The 25,335-nt window shown below is 58.3% G+C and carries 19 protein-coding genes and 2 pseudogenes; 13 read left to right on the top strand and 8 right to left on the bottom strand.

What is annotated here, in order from left to right; genetic code table 11:
• Positions 1-78: 78 nt before the first annotated feature.
• Positions 79-1,224: a Xaa-Pro peptidase family protein gene (locus tag J5289_RS24950; protein ID WP_209206991.1), complete on the top strand. Its 1,146-nt coding sequence runs from the start codon at positions 79-81 to the stop codon at positions 1,222-1,224.
• Between the two features lie 22 nt (positions 1,225-1,246).
• Positions 1,247-2,005 (top strand): annotated as a pseudogene (locus J5289_RS24945) (dihydrodipicolinate synthase family protein); the annotation flags it as partial.
• Positions 2,006-2,096: 91 nt separating this feature from the next.
• On the opposite strand, the gene J5289_RS24940 reads toward J5289_RS24945, so the two are convergent.
• Positions 2,097-3,098: a LacI family DNA-binding transcriptional regulator gene (locus tag J5289_RS24940; protein ID WP_247749435.1), complete on the bottom strand. Its 1,002-nt coding sequence runs from the start codon at positions 3,096-3,098 to the stop codon at positions 2,097-2,099.
• A 172-nt stretch (positions 3,099-3,270) separates the two neighbouring features.
• Between J5289_RS24940 and J5289_RS24935 the strand changes: the two genes are divergently transcribed.
• The 5 genes from J5289_RS24935 to J5289_RS24915 all read left to right on the top strand — a co-directional run bounded on the left by J5289_RS24935 (position 3,271) and on the right by J5289_RS24915 (position 9,487).
• Entirely contained in the window at positions 3,271-4,518 is a 1,248-nt protein-coding gene (locus J5289_RS24935; RefSeq protein ID WP_209206992.1) for a sugar ABC transporter substrate-binding protein, read from the top strand.
• Between the two features lie 106 nt (positions 4,519-4,624).
• Positions 4,625-5,536 (top strand): carbohydrate ABC transporter permease, encoded by a 912-nt coding sequence (locus J5289_RS24930; protein WP_209186183.1) that lies wholly within the window; start codon positions 4,625-4,627, stop codon positions 5,534-5,536.
• A complete protein-coding gene (locus tag J5289_RS24925; RefSeq protein ID WP_209206994.1) occupies positions 5,533-6,402 on the top strand; it encodes a carbohydrate ABC transporter permease in 870 nt (289 codons plus the stop codon). Before J5289_RS24930 ends, J5289_RS24925 begins: the two co-directional genes overlap by 4 nt.
• 30 nt (positions 6,403-6,432) lie before the next feature.
• Positions 6,433-8,379 (top strand): glycoside hydrolase family 127 protein, encoded by a 1,947-nt coding sequence (locus tag J5289_RS24920; RefSeq protein WP_209206995.1) that lies wholly within the window; start codon positions 6,433-6,435, stop codon positions 8,377-8,379.
• 10 nt (positions 8,380-8,389) lie between these two features.
• The gene (locus tag J5289_RS24915; protein ID WP_142831592.1) at positions 8,390-9,487 is read left to right on the top strand and encodes an ABC transporter ATP-binding protein; all 1,098 of its coding nucleotides are present in this window, start codon (positions 8,390-8,392) and stop codon (positions 9,485-9,487) included.
• 504 nt (positions 9,488-9,991) lie between these two features.
• On the opposite strand, the gene J5289_RS24910 is transcribed toward J5289_RS24915, so the two are convergent.
• The 6 genes from J5289_RS24910 to J5289_RS24885 all read right to left on the bottom strand — a co-directional run bounded on the left by J5289_RS24910 (position 9,992) and on the right by J5289_RS24885 (position 16,490).
• Complete coding sequence (locus J5289_RS24910) at positions 9,992-10,861, bottom strand: sugar phosphate isomerase/epimerase family protein (protein ID WP_209206997.1); 870 nt, start codon at positions 10,859-10,861, stop codon at positions 9,992-9,994.
• Between the two features lie 195 nt (positions 10,862-11,056).
• Complete coding sequence (locus J5289_RS24905) at positions 11,057-11,911, bottom strand: sugar phosphate isomerase/epimerase (RefSeq protein ID WP_142831594.1); 855 nt, start codon at positions 11,909-11,911, stop codon at positions 11,057-11,059.
• 4 nt (positions 11,912-11,915) lie between these two features.
• Positions 11,916-12,911 (bottom strand): ABC transporter permease, encoded by a 996-nt coding sequence (locus tag J5289_RS24900; protein ID WP_142831595.1) that lies wholly within the window; start codon positions 12,909-12,911, stop codon positions 11,916-11,918.
• Positions 12,908-13,909, bottom strand: a complete 1,002-nt coding sequence (locus J5289_RS24895) for an ABC transporter permease (RefSeq protein WP_142831596.1) — start codon at positions 13,907-13,909, stop codon at positions 12,908-12,910. Before J5289_RS24895 ends, J5289_RS24900 begins: the two co-directional genes overlap by 4 nt.
• Positions 13,902-15,416, bottom strand: coding sequence for a sugar ABC transporter ATP-binding protein (locus J5289_RS24890; RefSeq protein ID WP_209186136.1), 1,515 nt, complete (start codon positions 15,414-15,416; stop codon positions 13,902-13,904). The genes J5289_RS24895 and J5289_RS24890 overlap by 8 nt, the downstream gene beginning before the upstream one ends.
• Before the next feature lie 84 nt (positions 15,417-15,500).
• Positions 15,501-16,490 (bottom strand): autoinducer 2 ABC transporter substrate-binding protein, encoded by a 990-nt coding sequence (locus tag J5289_RS24885; protein ID WP_209206999.1) that lies wholly within the window; start codon positions 16,488-16,490, stop codon positions 15,501-15,503.
• A 230-nt stretch (positions 16,491-16,720) separates the two neighbouring features.
• Between J5289_RS24885 and J5289_RS24880 the strand changes: the two genes are divergently transcribed.
• Both J5289_RS24880 and J5289_RS24875 read left to right on the top strand, forming a co-directional pair.
• Entirely contained in the window at positions 16,721-17,779 is a 1,059-nt protein-coding gene (locus tag J5289_RS24880) for a LacI family DNA-binding transcriptional regulator (protein ID WP_209186134.1), read from the top strand.
• Between the two features lie 1,535 nt (positions 17,780-19,314).
• Positions 19,315-19,831 (top strand): annotated as a pseudogene (locus J5289_RS24875) (SDR family NAD(P)-dependent oxidoreductase); the annotation flags it as partial.
• A gap of 336 nt (positions 19,832-20,167) precedes the next feature.
• On the opposite strand, the gene J5289_RS24870 reads toward J5289_RS24875, so the two are convergent.
• Positions 20,168-21,082, bottom strand: a complete 915-nt coding sequence (locus J5289_RS24870) for a LysR family transcriptional regulator (RefSeq protein ID WP_142831636.1) — start codon at positions 21,080-21,082, stop codon at positions 20,168-20,170.
• A 172-nt stretch (positions 21,083-21,254) separates the two neighbouring features.
• Here J5289_RS24870 and J5289_RS24865 point away from each other — a divergent pair, with 172 nt between their 5' ends.
• The 4 genes from J5289_RS24865 to J5289_RS24850 all read left to right on the top strand — a co-directional run bounded on the left by J5289_RS24865 (position 21,255) and on the right by J5289_RS24850 (position 24,997).
• Positions 21,255-22,535, top strand: coding sequence for a serine hydrolase (locus J5289_RS24865; protein ID WP_209207000.1), 1,281 nt, complete (start codon positions 21,255-21,257; stop codon positions 22,533-22,535).
• Between the two features lie 30 nt (positions 22,536-22,565).
• The gene (locus tag J5289_RS24860) at positions 22,566-23,447 is read left to right on the top strand and encodes an NmrA family NAD(P)-binding protein (RefSeq protein ID WP_209186132.1); all 882 of its coding nucleotides are present in this window, start codon (positions 22,566-22,568) and stop codon (positions 23,445-23,447) included.
• Positions 23,448-23,518: 71 nt separating this feature from the next.
• Positions 23,519-24,346 (top strand): aldo/keto reductase, encoded by an 828-nt coding sequence (locus J5289_RS24855; RefSeq protein ID WP_209186131.1) that lies wholly within the window; start codon positions 23,519-23,521, stop codon positions 24,344-24,346.
• Between the two features lie 222 nt (positions 24,347-24,568).
• Positions 24,569-24,997: a hypothetical protein gene (locus J5289_RS24850; protein ID WP_209207001.1), complete on the top strand. Its 429-nt coding sequence runs from the start codon at positions 24,569-24,571 to the stop codon at positions 24,995-24,997.
• Positions 24,998-25,335 lie beyond the last annotated feature (338 nt).

Genomic DNA, 25,335 nt, shown 5'->3' with positions numbered 1-25,335 from the left:
TCGTAACGGTCCATTCCAAACGGCCATCACCACCACGTCTTCAAATCATTGATTGCCGAACGCTGCAGGAGCCCACACATGGAATGGAATTTCCCCGTCGCAAGGATCGATGACCCGGAGCGCTTGCAGCGGGTTGGGCTATTGCAACAGGTGCTGGCGGCTGCCGATTGCGGCGGCATCCTGCTCGGCCCGACAGAAAGTCTGCGTTATTTTACCGGCCTGGTGTGGCATCAGAGCGAGCGTTTGCTTGGAGCGCTGGTGACGCCCAGCGATCTCTACTACATCGTCCCAGGCTTTGAGCTTGGCCGGGTGGAGACGTTGGCGAGGTTGCCGGGCGAGGTCGTCGTATGGCAGGAGGAGGAAAGCAGCGCCGCCCTCATCAGCGCGTTGCTTCCGCCGAACAGCCGCCTGGCGCTCGACGACGCCTTGCCGCTCTTCGTCTATCACGCGCTTGCACAGAATCTTGGTGCGGAACGCCTCGTCGATGGCGGGAGGATGATCCGCGACCTGCGCCTGTGCAAATCCAGCGCCGAGATCGACCTCATCCAGTTCGCCATGAACCTGACGCTCGAGGTGCAGCGACGCGCGAATGCCTTCATCAAGCCGGGCATCCGCGCCTCGCAGGTTGTGCAATATATCGATGAGCAGCACCGGGCGCTCGGTGTCCCCGACGGATCCAGCTTCTGCATCGTGTCCTTTGCCGAGGCCACCTCCCTGCCCCACGGCGTCGATGGAGACCAAGTCTACCATGCCGGCGACGTCGTCCTCGTCGATACGGGTTGCCGCATCGACGGCTATCATTCGGACCTGACGAGAACCTACGTCTTGGAAGACCCGGACGAAGACTTTGCCCGGGCCTGGACAATCGAGCGGGAAGCGCAACAGGCGGTCTTTGATGCCGCGAAAATCGGCGCGGCGTGCAGCACGCTCGACGACGCCGCGCGCGCCGTACTGTCGAGATATGGTCTTGGCCCCGACTACCGGCTGCCTGGCCTTCCGCATCGCGCCGGCCATGGGCTTGGGCTGGACATTCATGAAGAGCCCTATCTGGTCCGTGGCAATGCGACCGTTCTCGCACCTGGAATGTGCTTTTCTAACGAGCCAATGATCGTCTTTCCGGAGCGCTTCGGTCTCCGGCTGGAGGACCACATCTACATGACGGAAACCGGGCCGCGCTGGTTCACGACCCCCGCAAAAGGACCGGCCGAGCCATTCGCCAATTGACAGCAATCGTCCATGATCGCCGGCCGGCCTGCGGGTGATTGTCGGCACCGGCGCCGTCAACACCAAGATCGCCGCCGAGCATGCGGCCCACGCCCAGAAGGTCGGCGGGCATGGTCTGATGGTCATTCCAAGGGTCCTGTCGCGCGGCACCTCGGCGTCTGCCCAGCGCGACCATTTCAAGACCATCCTGTCGGCGGCACCCAACCTTCTGGCGGTGATCTACAACAGCCCCTATTATGGCTTTGCGAACCGCGCCGAGTTGGTCTTCGATCTTCGCAACGACCACAAGAACCTGATCGGCTTCAAGGAATTCGGCGGCCCCTCAGACCTGCGCTACGCTTCGGAAAACATCACCAGCCGCGACGATGAAGTGACGCTCATGGTCGGTGCCGATACGGCTGTGTTCCACGGGTTCGTAAACTGCGGCGCGTCCGGCGCCATCACCGGCATCGGCAATGTTCTGCCCAAGGAAATCCTGCATCTGGTCGCGCTCGCCCAGGCGGCGGCAGGGGGCGATGCGGTTGCCCGCGCCCATGCGCTGGAACTCGAAAGCGCCCTCGGCGTGCTCTCTTGCTTCGATGAAGGCCCGGATCTGGTGCTCTATTACAAGCACATGCTCGTTCTCACCGGCAATCCCGAATTTACGCTGCATTTCAACGAGACCGACAGCCTGTCGGACAGCCAGCGCGATTACGTCGAAAAACAGTTTGCCCTGTTCCAGGCCTGGTATGCGGATTGGTCGAAGCAGTTCGCGTCGCTGGAAAAATCCAAGGCAGCGTGAGGCAGTAGAGCCAAGCCGACGCGCAGGACACCGGATCGAAGCGGCCAGAGTCGCTTTGATCCCATACCACAAGAGCGGGACGGCCTAGCCTTCAGTTTCGGCCGCTGCTTTGACGAACGACGAGCCGGCAGGCAATGCCCCGCTCACCGGGCGCAATCGCCTCGCCCTTGGTGAGGCCCAGAATGGCAAGGCCCGCCTGCCGCCCGAGCTCCTTCAACTCCATGTCGATCGTCGTCAGGGCCGGCCGCGTCTGCTCGGCAATGACCTCCCAATTGTCGAAGCCAACGACCGCGACGTCCTGGGGAACACGCACCCCGCGGTCGCGCAAGGCATCGATCACCCCGCGGGCGATCTGGTCGTTGCCACAAAAGATCGCATCGGGCGTCGCGTCTCGCTCGAAGATCATGTCGATCGCCGCGTGCCCCCACTCCTCCGTCCAGTCGCCGAACAGCACTTCCGCCCCCGCGCCATAGCTATCCCGGTAGGATCTGGCGCGTAGCCGGGCCGCCAGATAATCCTCGGGACCGGTGATGTGGATGATGGTCCGTCTCGACAACCCCACCAGATGGTCGACGGCAAGTCGCGCGCCTTGCACGTCGTCGGGCAGGAATGACAGACTTCCGGCCGGACCCTTCGCAAAAGCATAGACGACCGGGATCGAAAGATTGAGAAGCTCGACTGGCGGAACGACATCCAGCCGGGTCGCCGTGAAAATGATGCCGTCGACATGCTTGTCCAGCAGCGCTTCGAGATGAAGTTTCGCAAGAGCGGGGTCGTTGTTGGTGGCGCAGAGAAAAACCGAAACGCCCTGGCTGACAAGCGCCTCCGACACACCTGCCGTCATCGGCAACGTCAAGCGGCCATAGGTGTCGTTCGTCAACATGCCGATCGTCGAGGTTCGCTTGCTGAGCAATCCCCTCGCCAGCGAACTTGGGCGAAAGCCGATCTCGGCGGCTATCTGCTTTACCCGTAGGCGCGTTTCCTCGTTCACGCGGCCGGTGTCGTTCAGCGCATTCGAAACGGTCGAGATGCTAACGCCGGCGCGCTTGGCGACGTCTCGGATGGTGCGGCGGCGATGGGCGAGGCTTGTCAAAATAGGGGTCCCTGATTTTCGTTGCCAAAAGGTTTTAGCAAAGGCCATATACTTTGCAAAAAGGTTTTTGCATATTTTTGCACACACAATGTCGACATACCGATTTTTCTCGAATAGCGTCGTGGCAACGTCAAACAAAGGTGCTTGACGGCAACGAAAAAAGGGAACGCTTATGCACAAAATCAAATTGGCGCTCATAGCACTTTCGCTTTTGGCAAGCACGTCGCTTGCAAACGCCGAAGACATCACCCTCTGGGTTAGGACCTCGTCCGGCGCCGTGCTTCAGGCGCTTGCCGACCACTACAACGCGTCGCATGCCGACAAGGTCAACGTCACGCAAATCACCGCCGAGCAGATGGTGCCGAAACTCGGCGCCGCCATCGCCGGCGGCGCTGCCCCCGATGGCGCTGTCCTCGATTTGATCTACCTGCCGACATTCGCGGCGGCCGATAGCCTCGAAGACATCAGCGACTTCGTCAAGTCCGCCCCTTACGCAAGCGCCATGAGCCCTTCGCATATTCGCCTGGCCACCTATAACGACAAGGTCTACGGCGTCCCGGCCCTGCCCGACGCCTCGATCATCGCCTACAACACCGACCTGTTCACCAAGGCCGGCCTCGATCCGTCCAAGCCGCCGGCATCGCTCGACGAGATCGCTGCGGATGCCAAGAAGATCTCGGCACTCGGCAACAGCACCTACGGCTTCTATTTTGTCGCCAATTCCGGCAGCTGGCTGATCTATGACTTCCTGCCGCATATCTGGGCGGCGGGCGCCGATATCCTGAGCGCCGACGGCAAGACCGCCACGGTCGACACACCGGCCATGCGCGAGACCATCGCCGCCTACCGCGACATGTGGAAGGCCGGTGCCATCCACCCGACCTCGCGCTCGGGCAACGGCAACAACGCCGTCGAAGCCTTCGCCTCCGGCAAGGTCGGGATCCTGATGACCGGCTCCTACATCGTCAATCTGCTGACCAGCAAATATCCAGACGTAAAGTTCGCGGTGGCGCCGATTCCCGGCCCGAAGAACGGCGCGTCCAGCTTTGCCGGCGGCGATACCTTGGCGCTGATGAAGGGCATCGCTCCCGCGAAGAAGAAGGTCGCCCTCGACTTCGTGAATTTCTACATGCAGCCGGACCAGCAGGTGTTCATCACCCAGGAATCCGGCATGCCGTCGCGCACCGACCTTGCCAAGGAAGCCTATGCCAAGTTCGACCCGCGCAACCTCACTGCCTATGATGTGCTTGCCAAGGCCCGGACGCCCTACACCTTCTCGTCCGACGAACTCTTCGTCAGCCGCACGGGGCCGTTCGTCAACCTGATCCAGGGCGCGATCTTCGGCGATGACGTCAATGGTTCGATCGCCAAGACGCAGGACGATTTCACGAAAATCCTGAAGCGCACCAACCCGAACTGATGTTCCAATCACAGGCGCAGGGCGGCACCCTCCGTCCTGCGGTAGCACACCATCCCCATTGAATGCTCTCAACGAAGCGGAAACTCAGTTGTCTTCAAACCCAGGCATGCGGGCATCTGCAGATCACGGACGTGCCAACAAGCCCGAGCCAACGGGTTGGCTGGGACTGCTGTTCATCCTACCAAGCACGCTCTTCATTCTGCTGCTGTTCATTCTGCCGTTGATCATGACGGTCTGGATGAGTTTTTATAACTGGCCGCTGCTCGGTAGGACGAAGTTCATCGGCCTTGCCAATTACATCGAGCTCGCCGGCGATACCCAGCTCTGGCATTCGCTCGGCTTCACCATGCTGTACACCTTTCTGGTGACGACAGCCCTTTTCTTGGTCGCCTTTCCGCTGGCGCTGCTGGTCGATCGCCCGATGCGGATCGCCGGCTTCTTTCGCACCATCTACTTCCTTCCCGTGGTCATTGGCTTCGGCGCGGCATCGACGCTGTGGATGTGGCTCCTCAATCCAGACAATGGCGTTTTCGCTGAACTCCTGCAGGCCGTCGGCCTGGTCAACAGCGCGCCAAGACCACTGGAAAGTTTCTGGACAGCGCTTGCCGTCATCATCCTGATGGTCGTGTGGAAAACGGCGGGCTTCACCATGGTGATCCTGCTGACGGGGTTGCAAGGCATTCCCGACGATATTATCGAGGCAGCAAAGATCGACGGCGCCAGTCCTTTCAGCCGCTTTCGGCGGATCACCCTGCCGCTGATGCGCAATTCGATCATGCTGGCGTTGATCCTCAACATCACCTCGTCGATGCTCGCCTTCGATCAGTTCTTCATCATCACCCAGGGCGGGCCTCAGAACAGCACGATCTCGGCGGTCTACTCGATCTATCTGGCATCCTTCTCCTCCTACCGTCTCGGATACGGCTCGGCGATCTCCTTCTCGCTGCTGGTCGTGCTGGTGGCGATCAGTTCCATCCAGTTCGTTTTCCTGCGCCAACGTCCGGAGGGCGAGCGATGACCCCGGTGCCTTCGACCGTTGCGCCGAGGCGGCGCGCCGACAGGACCACGAAGCTCGCCTTTCTGGCTGTCTCGATCGTGTTTTCGATCTTCTTCATCATGCCGATCGTCTGGTCCTTCGCCAACTCCTTCAAGCCGGCGGCAGAGGCGCTTGCCCATCCGGTCGCGCTTTTTTCCAAGGCTTTTTCGCTGGAGAACTATCGTCGTCTCGAACATGTCGGCGCCGGCTGGTATGTCTACGCTCTCAACTCCGTCGCCATCGCCATCGGCACGGTGGTGCTGACTGAGCTGATATCGGTGCCGGCCGGCTACGGCTTTTCGAAATTCCGCTTTCCCGGCCAGTCGCTGATCTTCATCATGGTGATGGCGACGATGATGATCCCGTTTCAGTCGATCCTGACGCCGCTGTTCCTCATCCTGAAGGTCATCCACCTGCAGAACAGTTTGGTCGGCCTGGTGCTTATCTATGTGACCTTCCAGCTGCCGTTCTCAATCTTCATGATGCGCAATGCTTTCGATGCCGTACCACAGGCGCTGATCGAGGCCGGCCGCATCGATGGCGCGTCGCAGACCACCATCCTGCGGCGGATCATGCTGCCAATCGCGCTTCCGGGCGTCGCGACCGTCGCGATGTTCGCCTTCCTCAATTCCTGGAACGAATTTCTGGCGGCGCTGATTTTCCTCTCGGACCAAAACAAGTTCACGCTTCCCATCATGCTCGTCAATGTCTCCTCCGGGATGTACGGCATCATCGACTGGGGCGCCCTGCAGGCCGGCATCACCGTGACGATGATCCCCTGCCTTCTGCTGTTCTTCCTTCTTCAACGCTATTACGTGCGCGGCCTGACCGCCGGCGCCGTCAAGTAAAGTTCGCGGCTTCCCCCGTCAGGAGTTTCCATGTCAGTTTCCGACAAGACAACCGCGTCCGAGCCAGACGGCCGTCCAGCCCGCTTCGTTCCCGCCGACCACAGCCGCGTCGAATTCAGCGGCGGCTTCTGGCAGAGCTGGACGGAGACCGTTCGCAGCGTCACCATTCCGTCCCAGCACGATCGGCTCGAGGAGGAAGGATTTCTAGAGGTTCTCGACTTCGGAAAGCCGCCGGGTCCCCTTGCGCGCCCGATCCAGCCCAGCGGCCTGTCGATGCAGCATTTTTTCGATTCCGACTTCGGCAAGTGGATCGAAGCCGCCAGCTACACGCTCAAGGCTCATCCCGATGTCGAGATCGAGGCGAAGATCGAAGCGATCGTCGAAAAACTCGAACAGGGCCAGATGGCCGACGGCTATCTCAACAGCTGGTTCATTCGCCGCGAACCTGAGAAGCGCTGGACGAACCTGCGCGACCTGCACGAGATGTATTCCATGGGCCACCTGTTGGAGGGGGCCGTAGCCTATTTCGAGGCGACCGGAAAGCGGCGCTTTCTCGACGTGATGATCCGCGCCGTCGATCATATCATCGACACTTTCGGCCCCGAGCCCGGTAAAGTGCGCGGCTATGACGCGCATGAGGAGATCGAGCTTGCGCTGGTCAAGCTCTACCGCGTCACCCGCGACCCCCGTCATCTCGACCTTGCCGTCTACTTTGTCGACGAGCGCGGCGCCATGCCGTCCTATTATGACGAGGAGGCGCGCAAGCGCGGTGAAAACCCCGACGACTACGTCTATCAGACCTACGCCTACAGCCAGGCGCACATCCCCGTGCGCGAGCAGACGCAGGTGGTCGGCCATGCCGTTCGCGCCATGTATCTGTTCTCGGCCATGGCGGACCTGGCGCATGAGAACAACGATCCCGCGTTGTTTGCCATTTGCGATCGGCTCTTCGACAACCTGACCAGTCGCCAACTCTACGTCACCGGCGGGCTCGGGCCATCGGCATCGAACGAAGGTTTTACCCGCGAGTACGATCTTCCCAATGAGACGGCTTATGCAGAGACATGCGCCGCAGTGGCCTTGGGGTTCTGGGGCCATCGGATGGCACAGATCGACCTCGACAGACGGTTCACGGACAGTCTCGAAACCGTGCTGTTCAACGGCGCTCTCTCCGGCATTTCCCGCGATGGGCAACATTATTTCTACGAGAACGTGCTCGAAAGCCACGGCCAGAACCGTCGTTGGAAATGGCACTATTGCCCATGCTGCCCGACGAACATTGCCCGTTTCATCACGTCGCTGGGCCAATATTTTTACTCTGCCAGGGCCGGCGAACTCGCGGTTCATCTCTATGGCGCCAATACCGCGGAATTGTCGGTCGGGAATGCTTTCGTCCGTCTCACGCAGGAAACCCGCTATCCCTGGGATGGCGACATCGGCCTTCGTCTTGGGCTCGAAAACGCCACGCCGCTGACCGTGAAGCTGCGGATTCCGGGCTGGTGCCTTGACGCGACCATCGCCGTCAACGGCGAGCCAGTCGATCTTCGAGCGTGTGTCACCAAAGGTTATGCGTATATCGCCCGGGAATGGCGGGACGGCGACGAAATTCGCCTTTCGTTCGACATGCCGGTGCAGCGGCTCTATGCCCATCCGGCGGCAAGCGAAGACAGCGGTCGCGTGGCGCTGCGGCGCGGTCCCGTTGTCTATTGCGTCGAGGAAACCGACATCGGCGGTGAACCGCAGCGGCTTCGTCTGCCTGCCGATGCGGTGATCGGTACGCGTTTCGATGCGGAGCTTCTCGGCGGCGCCATGGTGCTGGAAGGCGAAGCGCTGGAAGCGGACGCCAGCGACTGGAGCGACAGCCTCTACCGTACGTCTCCGCCAGCTTTGGTTCCGAAACCATTCAAGGCAATTCCGTATCATCTCTGGGCGAACCGCGAGCCGGGTGCGATGCTCGTTTGGCTGCAGGAAAATTAGGAGAAGAGCGATGGCAAGGCTTCAACTCAAAAGCGTCGTCAAATCCTACGGTATTTATGAAGCCGTGCGCGGCATCGATCTCGATATCGAGGACAACGAGTTCGTCGTCTTCGTCGGCCCTTCCGGCTGCGGAAAATCGACCACGCTCCGGATGATCGCCGGGCTGGAGCACATCACCGCCGGCGATATCGTCATCGGCGACCGTGTCGTCACCAATCTCGGTCCGGGCAAGCGCGATATCGCCATGGTGTTTCAGAACTACGCGCTCTATCCGCACATGTCGGTCCGGGAGAACATCGCCTTCTGTCTGCAGCAGCAGAAACTCGCAAAACCCGAAATCGAGGCCAGGATCAGACGCGCATCGGAAACGCTGCATATCACCGAACTCCTGGATCGGCGGCCCGGCCAACTGTCCGGCGGTCAGCGTCAGCGCGTCGCCATGGGCCGGGCGATCGTGCGCAATCCGAAGGTGTTTCTGTTCGACGAGCCGCTGTCGAACCTGGATGCGAAGCTCCGCGTCCAGATGCGCACCGAAATCAAAAGGCTTCATCAGATCCTGCCGACGACCACCGTCTACGTCACCCATGACCAGGTCGAAGCGATGACGATGGCAGACCGTGTCGTGGTGATGAATGCAGGACTTGTCGAGCAAGTTGGACCGCCGCAGGAGTTGTACCACAGCCCGGCGAGCCTGTTCGTCGCCGGGTTCATCGGCTCGCCATCGATGAACTTTCTTGAAGCAGAACTCATCGACCGCGACGGCGTCCCGGCCGTGCGGCTGGCGGATGGTACGCTGCTGGCGATACCGGCACAACGTCTGGCCGGCTATGCGCCGCATGTCGGGAAAGCCGTTACCTTCGGTATCCGTCCCGAGTCGATATCCCCTCGACAGGAGCGCGAGGGCTTTGCGAGTATCGACGTGATGGTTGACCTGGTGGAGCCGCTGGGACCGTCGACGATGATCTATTTCGATGTAGCAAATATCACGCTCTGCGCCAGCATCAGCCCTGACAGCGGTGCGCGGCCCCAGACGACGATGCCGATCTCGGTGAATATGAACCAGATGCATTTGTTCGACCGGGAAAGCGGACGATCCTTGCGTACCTAAACGAGGCCGCACTGTCGCCCGTGTCTACTACTTGCGCTTGAACAGATACGAACTGCCGACCCGCAGAAAATAAAAAGGCAAGCAACATGAACGGAGTAAGCTACGCCCATTTATGAAACCTACCTGGGCGGTGCCGCTACATCAAAGACGGTCAGGGCGCGGAGATCAAAGGACCTTCATCGCAAGTTGAAGGCTAAGCTTTTCAACACGGCCAAGCGGTAAGCCTAGATTAGCGCGTACTCAGCCGCGTAGATATCATGTTCGTCTCAAGGCAGTTGCGAGTCAATTAACAGCGACGTCTGTCAAAAACCACCCGCGCATCGAACGCGTCTAGCGTAACTCGCCCTCCTCACTCGCGCCGCTATGATTTTAACTTAAATCTGATACTTATCTGATCAGCAGGCGTGTGTTTTCTTGCGGGTTTGAAGCGCCATTCGGGCCCGGAGACGAAGCATAGGCCTGAATGGCATTCTACATGATCAACTGAATATGCGACCAGATTCGTTAAGAGCCGAGAACGAAACGAGAAAATGCGAGTGCATTTCGCGCATCTTCATCCATTTTGGCTTCGTCTGCACCATCGCTCAGATCGCGCCACACCCTGATGTCGGAGCCTATCGTTCCACCCGTTTTGACAAAAGGCTCCATCACGACGGCACCAGTGTAATTGATGTCGCGCAGTGCGAGACTGATCTCATGCCAAGGTAGTCGGCCTTTGCCCGGGACACGGCGATTGCTTTCGCCGGTGTGGAAATGCCCGAGTAGCGGGCCCGCGGTGCGGATGGCATCGCCAAAGCTGTCCTCCTCAATGTTCATATGGAATGTATCAAGCATCACTTTGACATTGGGCTTGCCGACATCGTTGATGAAGGCCACGCCTTCTGCCGCGGTGTTGAGAACGTGGTTCTCGAAGCGATTCAGCACCTCGATGCAGAGGTTTATGCCCAGGTCGTTGGCAAAGTCCGCGATACCGTGAATGCCCTCGACCCCGCGTGCACGGTCGCCTTCCTTGTCGACAGGCGTTGAATAGTCCACCGGCCAATAGGAATGGAGCGCACCGCCGATTGTCTTGATATCAAGCTTTGCGACGTTCTTGAGCGTTTGCTGGAAAAATACCTTACCAGCTTGCCGCACGGCAATATCAGGGGACGACAGGTTCTTGGCCGTGGAAGGCCCAATGCCGGCGGTTAGAATGATACTGTTGTCTGCCGCGCTCTGTTTGATCAGGGCAAGATCTGCGTCGCTATAGTCGTTGATGTGGTGCGCAGCCACTTCGATGACATCGAAGCCAAGCTTCGCAACCTTCTCGATGTATGGAGCAAAACTGGCGCTCCACTCATGTTCCCAGTAAGAATAGTAAATTCCATGCTTCATTGGAGCCTCCTTGAGTTTTCAGATGCAGATGTTCAGAACGACCAGCCGTCGAGAAAATTTGATCGGGTTAATATTCGTCGTCTCCTCCTTGCGAATGGAATTACCTTCCTGCCTAGAAGCGTCGCATGACAGCCGGACCGTCCGTCTTTGCCGGAGTGCAAGCTGCGATCGCCGGCGGCAAATGCCGGCTTGACTTCAACGGGAGAACAATCCGTATTGCGCGGCCTTACCGCGCAGAAAAGACAAACCGTCGCCCATCACCTGTTCAACGTCGCGCGCGACCGGGCGCCATGTCGATATGTCACCCGCCATGTCCGCTGGCATGCCGACAAAACTTTCCAGCGTCAGGACTCCCTTGAAATCGACCGCGGCGAGAGAAGCGAAAATAGGATCCCAGGGAACGTTTCCGTAGCCGGGCGTGCCTCTGTCGCTCTCCGACATATGCATGTATTTCAGATGATTGCCGGCGTTCAGGATGCCGTTTCCGGCGCCCTTCTCCTCGATATTCATGTGGAAGGTGTCGAGATGGATGAAGACGTTGTCCAGACTGATCCGTTCGACCAAGGTGACGGCCTGCTCGGCGGAGTTTATCAAGTGGCTTTCATAGCGGTTCACCGCCTCGACACCAAGCTGGATGCCATGAAGCTTCGCATGGGTGCCGGCGGCGTGCAGGGCGCGCACCAGATTGTCATATTCGGCCTGCGTCGGGGGCAGCCCGGTCCGCTCGTTGGTACCACCGTATGTTACACCAGTCAGCGCTTCGCCCCCCAGCGCTGCCGCCGTGTCAATTGCAATCTTGAGATGTTCGATCGCCGCATCCGGTCGAACCGAAGCCCATGCCGCCTGCGGCAACACCAGGGAGCAAGCAGCGCGCAGGGAATGTCTATCGAGAAGTTGGCGCGTGTGTCTTGCATCAACCGACGTCGCGTCCAGTAGTGGTATTTCGATGAAATCCAGCCCGTACTCGGCCGCGCCGGCTATCGCTTTCTCCGCACCGGGGCGGTCCCACTTCATCGTCCATATGCTTGCATGAATGCCGAACCCTTGCATATGCCTAACCTCTTCTGCTGCTGAAAACTTTGTACTGCGATGCGGCCCATCGAAGGATCATGACGCCGACAAGCAGCAGGCCCCAGACGGCGGTTGCCAGATGCTGATTTGCGCCCATCAGGTTCAGGCCAGAAGACAGAAGTTGTAAAACGACGAGAGCGACGAAGACTGGAATGACCCGGCCGAAACCGCCGAATGGGTTGATGCCGCCGAGAAAGCATGCAAGCACCGTAATCAACAGGTAAGATTCACCATGTCCGACCCGGACGGAGTTGAAACGCGCCATCATGACGATACCGGCGATGGCACACATCGCTCCGGACAAGGTGTAGACCAGGATAACCACCCTGCGAGTGCTGACGCCGGAATAGCGGGCGGCCTCGATATTGGAGCCAATCATGTAGGTGTTGAAGCCAAGCTTCGTGCGCGTCAGCAGCACGTGCCACACCAGCACGCAGCCGAGCAAGACGATCAGCGGGATGGGAATCCCAAGCCAGCTGCCGTGACCCAGCGGCTGAATAAAATCAGGAAAGCCAGAAACATCGCCACCGCGCGTGAGGAATTCGCCGAGACCCCGAACGAAGATCATCATGGAAAGAGACACCAGGATCGGGTGCGCCCGCGTGTATGCCACGACGACGCCCATGATCAAGCCGGTGGAAGCGCCGGCTACGACCGCACATAGGCAGCCGACCGCGAATATGAAGGGGTTGGCATCCACGCCGCCATTTGCCTGCAGGATCCAGGCGACGGTCAGCCCGGCGAAGTTAGCGGTGAACGTGACCGCCAGATTGAGCCCACCGGTCAACACCGGCAAAAGCATCGCCAATGTTAGCAACCCCAATTCCGGCAGTTGGAACGCAACGGAACCGAAGGTCGCCTGGCTTAAAAACTGCGGCGACGCGATGCTGAAGAACAAGAGCACGGCCATCAACGCGAGGAAGGGTCCAACCATCTCCTTGCCGAAGCGCCTATAGAAAGTTTCAACGATAGCGGTCATTGCGTTTTACCCTCCTTGCGAAGGAACGGCATGAGCCGATCGATGCGCGTGTTCGACACGGTGATGGCTACCAGAATGATGGCGCCAATGATCATCTTGAAGGCGAAGGGCGACACGCCCATCAGGTTCAGTCCGTTTTGTATGATGGCGATCATCAGGATCCCCAGCACGCAGCCAAGCACCGATCCTTTTCCGCCACCAAGGCGCGCGCCGCCAAGCACAACCGCCGCCAGCACATCGAGCTCGCGGCCATACAGAGCGTTCGGAACCACTTCTTGGGCGTAGTGCGCCTGGACAAGGCCGCCGATGCCGGACATAAGCCCCAGCCAGCCGAAGGCAATGAACTGCATCGCTCCGACATTGATGCCGAACCGTCGCGCGCCCTCCGGGTTGTCGCCAAATGCGTAGAGCTGGCGTCCGATCGTCGTGCGGGTGATCAGCAGCCAGGTTGCGATGACGCACAGCACCATGACGAGAACCGGAAGCGTGATCTCGATCCAGGTACCATTGGGCATCTCGTGTTCGAAAAGCACCACCCGGCTGGTCAGCCAATCCGGCAAATTGTAGATTGACACGCCGCCGGTAAAAAACATCAGCAGGCCAAAATAGATATTGAAGGTTGAGATCGTCGCAACGATGGAAATGATGCGGAAGCCATGGATCAGAAAGGCATTGAGCGCGCCCAAGAGAATTCCGACCGAACCGGCGATAATGAGCCCAGACACCCAGCCGCCGCCGCCAATCCAGCCGAGCGCGATGACGGTGACGTATTGCACGACGGACGCACTAACCGCGAAGGATATGTCGATGCCACCGGCGATCAGGACGACCAACAGGCCGACCGCGAAGATGATGTTGACCGAGCTTGTGTTGAGCAGATCGAACGTATTGCCGAGCGAGAAAAAATTATCGGTGGCGAACGACAGATAAATGCAGATGACGGCAATGACGCCGATGAGCGCACTTTCGGTCGCGTGAGTACGAATAAAACTACGCATAAACAGCCGCCTCGATTTCCTGGAGTGAGCAATGCCGCGGATCGAACGAGCCGACGATCTCGCCTTTCGCCATGTGCAGCACCCGGTCTGCGTTGAAATAAACCTCCGGCACCTCGTCCGAAATCAGAATGATCGCCAGTCCGGTCTTCGCCAATTTGGCGACGATCTCGAAAATTCCGGCCCGAGCACCGACATCGACACCAACCGTCGGCGAATCGAGAATGAGCAGCTTCGGCTCGGTCGCCAGCCACTTGGCAATCGCAATGCGCTGCTGGTTACCGCCTGAGAGCGTCGAGATCGCGTCTTCCTGAAGCCCTATCTTGACACCGAGTTCGCGGATCCATCCGGCAACGAGATCGTGCTTCTTTTTGTCCGAAAGAAACCCGCCGGATCGGATTTTGTAGAGTGACGAGATCACCAGATTGTCGGCGATCGACTGCGGTTGAATGAGACCAAGAGACAGACGGTCCTCCGACAGATAGGCAATTCCAGCATCGATGGCGTCCCGATTGGACGAAAACCGGACAACCGAGCCTTCGAGCGTCACAGTGCCGGAGTCTGGCCGGTTCATGCCGAACAATGCGAGCGCCAATTCCGTCCGCCCGGCGCCCAAAAGCCCGGTGATGCCAAGCGTTTCGCCACGTCGAACGGTGAGCGAGATATTCTCGAACTGACCGCGACGACTAAGCGACTTGACCTCAAGAACGGTCGGCTGGTCTTCTTTCAAGGTGGCCCGAAGGTGATTGTCGAAATTCTTGCCCGTCATCAGTTCGGTGATGCGAGACTGGGTCATGCCCTCCGTCGAGTAGGCGCCGACCAGGGCTCCGTCGCGAAGGACGGTCAGGCGGCTCGAAATCTCCAGCACCTCGGCTAGGCGGTGACTGACAAAGACGACGGAAACGCCGTCGGCGGACAGAGTGCGCACAATATTCAGAAGATGATCGGTCTCCGATTGCGTCAGCGACGCGGTTGGTTCGTCCATGAAGACGATCTTCGCCTCGCCGACTAGGGCGCGGGCAATCGCGACGATCTGTCTCTGCGCTATGGGAAATTCCTTGAGCGGCAGATCGATATTCAAATCGACTCCAAGCCGCTTGAGAGCGCTCAATGCCAGCCGCCGCATGTGGCGATAATTGACGAATCGAGGCCAGCGACCGAGAACGGTCTGGAAGGCAATGTTTTCCGCGACGGTCATCTCCGGAAAAAGTGCAAGATCTTGCCAAATGACCTGGATGCCCTTTGTCTGTGCCGTGACCGGCGACATATCCGGGTAGGCCTGACCATCGAATTCAATGATTGCCCCAGGCGCCGGACGATATACTCCAGTGATGATTTTGATCAGGGTGCTTTTGCCAGAGCCATTCTCGCCGGCAAGGCAATGGACTTCGCCCGGCAGCACATCAAAGGAGACATTCTTCAACGCATGGACGCCGCCAAACGTAATATTGATGTCGCGCAGCGACAGCAGCGGTCGGCTGCCCGCAGTCGCACTATCGATCTCATGCATTCAGATGTGCTCGCCCGTTTTGGTGGATGGTCAACGAGCCGGGCCAGCCCAAGCAGGCCCAGCTTGCTGGGAGGAACAAGTGTCCTAGAGGCCCATGGCGGCCAGACCAGCGACCGTGTCCTTGTTGATCTGGACAAGCTGGTCGACTATGATGTTGTGGTTAGTGAAATCAGGATGGATGACGCCGAGACCCTCGATCGTATCGCCGTCCTTCAGTTGCTCGCCCTTCATCAATTTGTCGGCGAGCGTCACGAAAACTTCGCCGGCTTGCTTCGGATTCCACATAATCCCGCCCGAGATCGCATCCGATTTCAGCAGCTTCTCGCCCTGACCGGGCGAGAAGGGACCCAGGACAAAAATCTTGCCGGTCTTGCGCCGCTCTTCAACAGCACGGCCGGCGCCGATTGGCCCTTGGCTGCCGAAAGCCAAGAAACCCGTCAAATTCGGGTGGGCGGAGATCAGATCCAAAGCGGTGCTGCGACTTTTGTCGACATCCTCAGCCACGCCGTAGCGATCGCCGACCAGCTTCATGTCCGGATTATTTTTCTTCAGATAGGCAATGGCCGCATCGGCCCAGGCATTGTGCAGGGGAACCGTCAGCGAACCGACAAATACCGCGTATTCGCCTTTTCCGCCCATCTTGTCGGCGAGCAGCTTTCCGTAAGCCTCGCCGAAGCCCTTCGAAGAGGCGAGTTCGAAGTCCCAATCGGCGCCTTTCTGACTGGGCGACTCATGGGTGATGACGATGATGCCCTTTTCTCGCGCCTTGGTGAGAACCGGCTCCAGAACCTTAGCGTCGTTCGGCACCACACCGATGACCTTCACGCCCTGGGCAATCAGATCCTCTATGGCGCGAACCTGCAGTGCGGGGTCAGAACTCGTTGGACCGACCATCGTCGCATCAATACCGAGCTTCTTGCCTTGTTCCTTAATGCCGGCTTCCATCGCATTGAACCACGGGATGCCGCCAATCTTGACGACCACGCCGACTTTGCCGGCGTCAGCGGCAAAGGCGGCTGCAGCCGTTGAAAGCGCCAGCGACGCGGCCAGCGCGGCAACGATAAATTTGGTCATTATTTCTCCTCCACAGTTCCCGCAGGAACACGCAGACGCCCACGAAGGCGCCCTCTCCTCATCCCTGACGACGGCCGAAGCCTTCGCCACCTCATTCCCCACTTCCCGATGGGGCCACCAGAAGCACAATCGATATTTCTTTTTGCGCAATCGATGGTGCAAATATCATCTATCTAATGTGGGCTTTCGTCAAGAGGGGACGGAGGATAAGAGAAAATTAAGGAGCGACCATGAAAGACGACAGCAAGAAAAAGGCCACGATTTACGATCTCTCTGTGCTTTCGGGAATCTCCGCCTCGACTGTCAGTGCGGTTCTCAACGGCACGTGGCAAAAGCGGCGCATCAAGGAAAGTACGGCGGCGCTCATTCGCGGCCTCGCCGACAAGCATCAATATACCGCCAACCGCCAGGCACGAGGCCTTCGCAGCTCCAGGTCCGGCTTGGTGGGCCTTATGCTTCCGGTCTACGACAATCGCTATTTTTCGTCGATGGCTCAGGCATTTGAAGCGCACGTGCGGCAACGGGGCCAATGCCCGATTGTCGTAAGCTCGGGTCGCGATCCTCAGGAAGAACGCGAGACGGCAGAGGATCTCATATCCTATTCAATCGACGAGCTGTTTATTTGCGGTGCCACCGACCCTGATGGTGTGCATGATGTCTGCGAAGCCGCAGGGTTAAGACACGTCAATATCGATCTGCCCGGGTCGAAGACCCACTCGGTGATCAGCGACAACTATCAGGGTGCGAGGACGCTTACCGAGGCAATTATTCGGCACTTCCCTGCGGACGATCCGTTGCGAGCTGACGAGATCTTTCTGTTCGGCGGGCGTGACGATCACGCCACGCGTGAGCGTATACGAGGGTTTCGAGATGCTCGCGGTGAACTGCTCGGCGTTGGAGTGGAAGACGGAACCCAATCTACCGGCTACTCTCCGAACGCAATGCGGATTGCCTTTGAGTCATATTTTCAGCGTACGGGGAAACTTCCAAGGGCATTGTTCGTCAACTCTTCTATCAACTTCGAGGGTTTGCTGCGTTTCATGTCGGCTCACCCGCACGAACTTTTCGCTGATTTGGTGGTCGGGTGCTTTGACTATGACCCCTTCGCTTCATTCCTTCCTTTTCCGGTGTTCATGATGAAGCAAGATGTAGAAGGGATGCTTTCCAAGGCCTTCGAGCTCATCAAACAGCCTTCTACCCACCCGTTGATGCATCTCGTTGCATCGCAGTTAGTTCCTCCGCGTACTGCACTCCTTGGCCCATTGGACAACCTCAAAGATGCTCTCTGAAAAGTCGCCAAACCTTGTTGTCGAGTTTGGCGGCTTTGAAATTACCGAAAAACGCACGCCTTTAAAGGATTCGAACTGGCGTGCTTGTAGCGAGAGAAGCTAAAATATTGATCTTTTGGGTTGCGCGGCTCTCCAACTCGATCGCTCAGCTGATGGATGGAGCGGGAGAAAAGGCTAATACGGGAAACGCCAAGCGTTACCAGCTCACGAACCCATTTGGGGTTATCACACCCTTCCCTCTGCGGACAACGGTCGATAAACGAGCATCCAGCGGGCAGGTGTCGGTTGCTTGGCAATTGGCCTGTCTCGGCATTCGGCCAATCACCATGAGGCATCGCAGATGCGTGACGTTATCCACGTGGCCAATCAGTTTTAATCCAACGCTTGCAGATACCGGTGAAGTTGGATCGTGACGTATCCGGATAGAAGGGTTGCTGGGAGCACTTGTTGCGCGAGATATACGATGAATTGGCCCCACACAAGTGGGGCCAGCCGCGCATCAATAATCGCCTGGGGGCGGTGGTGCAAACCCCGGCGGTGGCCGTGGTGGTGGCCCGCGCCTGAAACCAGGCGGTGGTTCGTCGTCATAGCCGTTCCAGTGCCGCCGCGGCGGGGGTGGTGGCATACGATTAAAATAGCACGGCCCGTCAGGACCCAGGTGTCAGCCTCGCCCGAAAGCATAGTCTACATGCAGCACGAACAATGACACGCCCGCTGGGCTAACGGTACCAGGCACCGCCACTGAAGCGGTCGAAGCAAGGCCTTATATGGTCAGTCCTATAGTCAAGAACATTGTTTTCATAAGGTGTTCACATAGGTTTTGAGGTCCAGACGACATGATGGAAGAAGCCGCTCGGTGTCTGGCCCCGACTAGGCGGGGCCATCTCTTTTAGTTGTCGTCGCCGGGTGGCGGCGGCGGTGGTGGCAAGCCACGATCATCGCCAGGGCGCGGATGGTTGAGATGGCGACGCGGCGGTGGCGGTGGTGGGCCATTGCGAATGCAACGGCCGTCGCGTCCAAGATGGCGACGCGGGCCACACTCGCGGTCAACCAAAACAACCGAGTTCGATTGAGCGACCGAAAGACCGGCCGCAGGCATGGCGTAACTGGCTGAGGCGGACATACAGCTGGTTATAGCGGTGAACACCAATATTAGCTTTTTCACTTTCTCTCCTAAACTGCCCCACGTCGGATCAGTTAGCGCATCCCGGGTGAATATCCAGTGGATCATAGAGACAACTAGAGGAGCCCTGGTGGAACGACCTCGTTTCGATCTCGCGGCCCCTGCTATCGAGATGACCCCACAGAACTGGAACTGTGAGGATGTGGACGATTGCAGTCACAAAAAAATGCAGCCTCCTCGTCGCCGAGCACGCATCCGGACAGCAAGCTCGGCTCATTCTTGCTGTCATTGTCGCGCCATAACTCGGGAGCCCCTTCAAGAACATCCTAAAATACCCTCGAGCTTCCTCGAACCTGCCGTATGGCCGGGTTGGCTGTGACGGCAGAAGTCAGTTCCGGCATTGACTAAGGTCAACTTTGGCCTCCTCAACGTAACCCGCGCCGTCCTGCCCTTCATGCGCCGGGCACGTTCCGGCCGCATCCTGAATATCTCGTCGATCGGCGGCTATCGCGGCGTCGCTGGCTTCGATGTTTACCCAACGAAATTCGCGGTCGAAGGGCTGAGCGAGGCTCTACATGACGAACTTGCACCGCTTGGCATTCAAGTCACCGTCATCGAGCCGGGCTATTTCAGCACCGACTTCCTCGACAGCTCATCCTTGTCCGTCAGCGGTAATATCATCGGCGATTATGCAGACACTTCCGGCAAGGTGCGAACCATAGACCGCCGGTCTCAGCCATAATCAACCCGGCAACCCTCAAAAGCTGGCAGAGGCGCTCATCGCCTTCACTGACGCCCCCAATCCGCCGGTCCGCCTGCCGCTCGGTAGCGACACGGTCGCCGCGATCGAGAAAAAGCACGCACAAGACGCTGCCATTCTCTCCGAATGGCGCACCGTCTCGTTCTCGACCGACTTCGCCGTTGACTAACGACGGCGCTCGTCTGATTAACTTCGTGAAATGGGAGGCCGCTTTCGGGGCCTCTCATCGCCTTGAAAGGTATCGAACCGCGTTTTTCAATTCTCGGCGATTTAAGAGACTGAAGACCCTTCCAGTGACTAAAAAACCCCGACTTAAGGATAGTCCCGTACTGAACTGAACCGTTGCCAACGCCGCGCCGCATACGCCGTATGTGGCCACAGCTGCGTATCCCCGGGCAAATATTTCAATTCATCTGCGTGAAAATCAGGGTCCGCAGCTCTGACCGCACCGTGTTGTGCAAAAACAAGGATTTCTCTAACAGCCCCCGCAATCATCTTCTTTCGCTCAGCCGTCGCGCGCTTTCTCCTTGGCGACCTGCTGTACAAAATCGAGGAAAGCTCTGACCTTTGCCGGCGGCAGATGGCGCGCTGGATGGTACGCGTAGAGGGGATAATGTTCGTCCGACCAGTCTTTGAGAATTTGTCTTAGTCCGCCGCCTTTCAGCCAGGGATCCAAACCGATCTCCAGGCTCTGAAAGATACCTTGGCCGGCAATGCAGGCGGCGATCGCGGCGGATGGGTCGTCAAAAATTATCCTGCCGACGACTTTTACGCTGACAACTTCACCACCTCGATGAAATTCCCAAGGGAAAGCTCGGCCGGTCTCGGGGTCTCGGAACAGAATAACTTCGTGTCCACCTATCTCCTCCGGCCGGACCGGCTCGCCGAATTTCTCGAGATAGGCGGGGGCCGCGCACGTGATGACGCGGATATCCAGAAGCTTTCTTGCGATGAGTGACCCGGCATTGGTCGATCCAAATCGGACGGCCACATCGAACCCGCTCATCATGTCGTCACGGGCGTTCGTCGTCATAAGATCGATTTTCAGATCCGGATATTTCTCGGTGAACCGCGGAAGCTGGGGCGCTAATACCATCCTTGCGAACCAAGGGTCGATCGATACGCGCAGCCTCCCGCCGACCGCTGCTGCCGATCCCGAGGCGGTCGCAGCCGCTTCTTCCAGGCCCGCCACGAGCGGCACCGCTTGTAGACGAAACAAACGACCCTCTTCGGTCAGCGCGACAGAACGGGGTGTGCGGTCGAAGAGACGCACGCCCATCCTTGTTTCCAGTCGTCCGATTGCTCGGCTGATGCCGGAAGGGGTCACTCCCAATACGTCCGCGGCCTTGGCAAAATTGCCGGCGTCGGCAACTGCCAAGAATACACTTACCCCAGTAAGAAGACGTCCGTCGAAGCTCATGAAAAAGCTTTCGCATTCCGGGAAAACGAATAACAGTGATTTTTTGTCATTTTGAATATGACTATTATGATCTTTTAGCATGGCTCAGCTGTTGGTAGGTATTCGCCGTCAGCCTTTCGAAGGCGAGCGGTTTACCAGACCCGCGATCCGTCTGGATTCAAGGTAAACAATCATGAGTGAGATCACGAGAAGAGCGGTGCTGACACGCGGCACCATGGCCGCCGCCGCGGCATGTCTTGGGGCAAGCGCTGTTCAGGCGGCCAGCCAAAGCCCGCGCCTCAAAAATGCGAAGTTTAACTCGATCGATGCCGCGATAGAGAAGGCAGTCAATGACCGCACGGTCGCTGGTGCGGTCGCTATGGCTGCAACGCAGAAGGGAATCGTCTACGAAGGCCTTTTCGGCAAGGCAAACGTGGACAGCGGTACCGCAATGCGGCCTGACACGGTCTTTTGGCTTTTGTCGATGACGAAGGCGATCACAGCGACAGCATGCATGCAGCTGGTTGAGCAGGGCCGCCTCAAGCTGGATGATGACGCATCGAAATACCTGCCGCAGCTTGCTGCACCCAAAATTCTGGTAGGTTTTGATGCCAACGGTCAGCCACAGCTGCGTTCCGCCAAGAACTCAATCAAGGTTCATCACCTTCTGACGCATACCTCCGGCTACACCTATGCGAACTGGAGCGATGTGATAGTGCGCTACGAGACCGCCACCGGTTTACCCGATATCGCAACCTGCCAGAACGCCGCCTTCAATGTGCCGCTCGAATTCGAGCCGGGGGAACGATGGCAGTACGGCATCAGCATGGACTGGACTGGTAAGCTGGTCGAAGCTGTTAGCGATCAGTCGTTGGAAGTCTATTTCCGGGAGAACATTTTTGCGCCTCTCGGAATGAAGGATTCGGGATTTCTGATCAGCAGCGAGCAGAAGCGCCGTGTCGCGACATGTTTCAGCAGAGAGACTGATGGCGGCTTGAAAGCAATGCCGTTCGAGATGCCTCAGAGGCCGGAATTTTTCATGGGCGGTGGCGGCGCATACAGCACCCCGCAAGACTACATGATGCTCCTTCAGGCATTGCTCCATGGAGGCAAGTTGAACGGGGTTCAGATCCTCAAGCCTGAGACCGTCGCGATGATGATGCAGAACCAGATCGGGGATCTGAATGTTCGCAAGATGGAGTCGGCCGCACCGGCCTATTCGAACAGCTTCGATCAGTTCCCGGATCAGAAGCACAAATGGGGCTACTCTTTCGACATCAACACTGAGGCTGGGCCACACGGCCGCTCCGCAGGCAGTGCATCCTGGGCTGGGCTACTCAATTGCTACTTCTGGATTGATCCGGTTCGCCGGGTGACTGGGTCCCTCTTTACGCAGCTTCTTCCTTTCTATGACGACCGCGTCGTTGCTCTCTACGGCGACTTCGAACGCGGGCTCTATGACGGGCTCGCTTAATCTCTCCTCTTTCTGAATGGAAAATCAGACATGTACGCAATCACTGGAATCACCGGCAAAGTCGGCGGCGCTCTTGCGCGGACTCTGCTCGCCAACGGCAAAGCCGTCCGTGCGATCGTTCGCGATCAGGCCAAGGGCACTTCGTGGGCCGCTCTCGGCTGCGATGTCGCTCTAGCCGAGATGGAAGACGGAAAGGCGCTTTCGGCGGCCTTTGCCGGCACTGAGGCCGTCTTCATTCTTCCGCCGTCCGAGTTCGACCCTGAGCCTGGCTATCCCGAGGCGCAAAAGGTGATCGACAGTGTCGTCGCCGCTCTAAAGACCGCACGCCCGAAAAAGGTCCTCTGCCTGTCGACGATCGGCGCAGACGCGAAAGAGGACAATCTGCTGTCCCAGCGCACGATGCTGGAAAATGCCCTTAACGAGCTTGACCTGCCTGTCACCTTCCTCCGACCCGCATGGTTCATGGAAAATGCACTTTGGGACTTAGGCACGGCCCGCGACACTGGCATTCTTCACAGCTTCCTGCAGCCCGCGGACAAAAAGTTCCCGATGATCGCAACGAAGGACATCGGCATCCTGGCGGCAGAGCTGATCCAGCAGGATTGGACCGGAAAACGCGTCGTCGAGTTGGAGGCTGCTCAACGGGTATCGCCAGATGACCTCGCGCAAGCCTTCGCAGTGGCGCTCAACAGGCCGGTGAAGGTCGAAATTGTCAACCGCGCAACTTGGGAGGAGCTGTTCCGCTCGCAGGGGATGAAGAACCCGACGCCGCGTATTCGCATGCTCGACGGCTTCAATGAAAGCTGGATCGAGTTCAAGGACAGCGGTCGCCTGGCGGAAAAGGGAAACACCTCGCTGCAGCAGGTCGTGGACGCACTCGTGGCCGGTGACAACACAGACGATCGCGCCTGATCGAACGATTAGGATGCAGGGGGGCGCCCACCTGCATCTCCAGCTTTGTTGTTGTGGAAGGAAAATATCCAATGGACACGATCGAAACGCAAGGTGTGACGATACCTCGTCTTGGCCTCGGAACGTTCCGGATGCCGGGTGCCGGCGCGCAACCGGCGGTGGAAAGCGCGCTTTCGCTCGGATATCGGCATATTGATACCGCGGCAATGTATGAAAATGAGGCGGCGGTCGGTACGGCGATTGCAGGCTCAGGCATTCATCGCCGCGAACTCTTCGTCACGACCAAGGTTTGGCACGATCAACTGGCGCCGGGTGCTTTGCAGCGAGCCTTCGCGACTAGCCTCGAAAAGCTGAAGATGGACTATGTCGATCTTTTTCTCGTGCATTGGCCGTCGGCGGACATGGACATTGCGGCGACCCTGACTGCCATGGGCCGTCTTCGTGAACATGGCTTCGCGAGAGCAATCGGCGTGTGCAATTTCAACATGCCAATGATCCGGCACGTTGTGGAAGACATACAGGTTCCGATCGCGGTTCATCAAATCGAGTACCATCCGTATCTGTCGCAGGCGCCCATGCTTCAGTACCTGCGCGCCAAGGGAATTGCGCTGACCGCTTATGCCCCTTTGGCGCAGGGCCGCGCGGCGAGCGATCCGACCCTGCAGTCGATTGGCCGGAAACACAATGTTAGCGCGTCGCAAGTTGCTATCGCCTGGCTCCTTGGCCAGGACGGGGTGATCGCGATCCCGAAGGCTGGACGAACCGAGACCCAAAAGGCAAATCTCGCGGCGGCATCGATCCGGCTGGATGACGAAGACCTCTCTTTGATAGCCTCCCTCCCCAAGGACCAACGCTTCGTCAATCCCCCGTTTGCGTGTGACTGGAATGCCACCGACTGAAGACTGGGCGATTACTCAGGAGCGCTGTCAGGCACGGCAGTGAGCGAGCAGCGTCTCCACCACAGTGATTCGTGATCGCCGCGCCATGGTGGCGGGGCTGTAGCAGGCGCGATGTCCAAAACGTGGTCGCGTTTCGGCGGAGGCTTCACTGGGTCAACTGCAATCCAAGCACTTTCTTACAGCCAATAAGAATCCGATGACGAGAATGAAAGGGATAGCGTCTTGGATACCGATTTCGACGTAGCGCGACCGCTTGGCGTCGTTGAGGACTTCTTCTGGCTCTTCGATCATTGTTGTCCCAAGCATTTCTGTATCGTCGCAGAGATAAAAGGTCGAACTCTCGTGACTGATTGGAAGGCGGCGGCGGATGCATTGCAGGCACGTCATCCAATGCTATTTGTCTCGATCGATTGTACGCGACAGCGAATACCCCATTTCTACAAAGGCTCTCGGCGCCCCATCCCGCTGCGCGTCGCGCCTTCTGGAACAACTTGGGGGAGAGAAGCGGAACGTGAGATCAGTTCGCCGTTTGATCCGACGGAGGGGCCGCTTGCTCGCGGCTTGTCATCAATCTCTTTGCTGCGCGATTTACTTTCGGCAATTTCGGGGCAGCAACTGGATCCCTATGAATTCCCGCCCCCGATCGACTAGAAATTGGATGCTCCTACGCGACCATCATCGGCACCTGGCAAGAAACTCTCGCACACGCTCGCTGTCGGATGCTTGAAACAGCCAGCGGTTACCCGACCGAGTACTCAACACTCTGGTAGCCTTTGAGCTTCGACGTAGTGGTGGAGCCTGACGAGCCACTGGAGAAATGCACGGTTGCGCGTCTAACCTCGTCGGCAACCGCAGGCACAGCAGCCAACACCGCAAGACCAAACATCAGATATCCGATCATTCGCATTGCAAAGCCTTTCCGGGTTGATATTGGCAGAGGGAATTAAAGACTGGATCTGCGGCATTCGCAAAGCCGACGAGACGAGCTA

Origin of the sequence: Rhizobium sp. B230/85, assembly GCF_019355735.1 — a bacterium.
In the GTDB taxonomy this organism is placed as follows: Bacteria; Pseudomonadota; Alphaproteobacteria; order Rhizobiales; family Rhizobiaceae; genus Rhizobium; species Rhizobium rhododendri.
The sequence above is the reverse complement of the archived record's forward strand: the minus strand, read 5'-3'. Positions and strand labels throughout refer to the sequence as shown.

Coding starts and splice junctions, on each gene's coding strand:
- J5289_RS24950 (WP_209206991.1), top strand. CDS start 79: ATGGAATGGAATTTCCCCGTCGCAAGGATCGATGACCCGGAGCGCTTG.
- J5289_RS24935 (WP_209206992.1), top strand. CDS start 3,271: ATGCACAAAATCAAATTGGCGCTCATAGCACTTTCGCTTTTGGCAAGC.
- J5289_RS24930 (WP_209186183.1), top strand. CDS start 4,625: ATGCGGGCATCTGCAGATCACGGACGTGCCAACAAGCCCGAGCCAACG.
- J5289_RS24925 (WP_209206994.1), top strand. CDS start 5,533: ATGACCCCGGTGCCTTCGACCGTTGCGCCGAGGCGGCGCGCCGACAGG.
- J5289_RS24920 (WP_209206995.1), top strand. CDS start 6,433: ATGTCAGTTTCCGACAAGACAACCGCGTCCGAGCCAGACGGCCGTCCA.
- J5289_RS24915 (WP_142831592.1), top strand. CDS start 8,390: ATGGCAAGGCTTCAACTCAAAAGCGTCGTCAAATCCTACGGTATTTAT.
- J5289_RS24910 (WP_209206997.1), bottom strand. CDS start 10,861: ATGAAGCATGGAATTTACTATTCTTACTGGGAACATGAGTGGAGCGCC.
- J5289_RS24905 (WP_142831594.1), bottom strand. CDS start 11,911: ATGCAAGGGTTCGGCATTCATGCAAGCATATGGACGATGAAGTGGGAC.
- J5289_RS24900 (WP_142831595.1), bottom strand. CDS start 12,911: ATGACCGCTATCGTTGAAACTTTCTATAGGCGCTTCGGCAAGGAGATG.
- J5289_RS24895 (WP_142831596.1), bottom strand. CDS start 13,909: ATGCGTAGTTTTATTCGTACTCACGCGACCGAAAGTGCGCTCATCGGC.
- J5289_RS24890 (WP_209186136.1), bottom strand. CDS start 15,416: ATGCATGAGATCGATAGTGCGACTGCGGGCAGCCGACCGCTGCTGTCG.
- J5289_RS24885 (WP_209206999.1), bottom strand. CDS start 16,490: ATGACCAAATTTATCGTTGCCGCGCTGGCCGCGTCGCTGGCGCTTTCA.
- J5289_RS24880 (WP_209186134.1), top strand. CDS start 16,721: ATGAAAGACGACAGCAAGAAAAAGGCCACGATTTACGATCTCTCTGTG.
- J5289_RS24870 (WP_142831636.1), bottom strand. CDS start 21,082: ATGAGCTTCGACGGACGTCTTCTTACTGGGGTAAGTGTATTCTTGGCA.
- J5289_RS24865 (WP_209207000.1), top strand. CDS start 21,255: ATGAGTGAGATCACGAGAAGAGCGGTGCTGACACGCGGCACCATGGCC.
- J5289_RS24860 (WP_209186132.1), top strand. CDS start 22,566: ATGTACGCAATCACTGGAATCACCGGCAAAGTCGGCGGCGCTCTTGCG.
- J5289_RS24855 (WP_209186131.1), top strand. CDS start 23,519: ATGGACACGATCGAAACGCAAGGTGTGACGATACCTCGTCTTGGCCTC.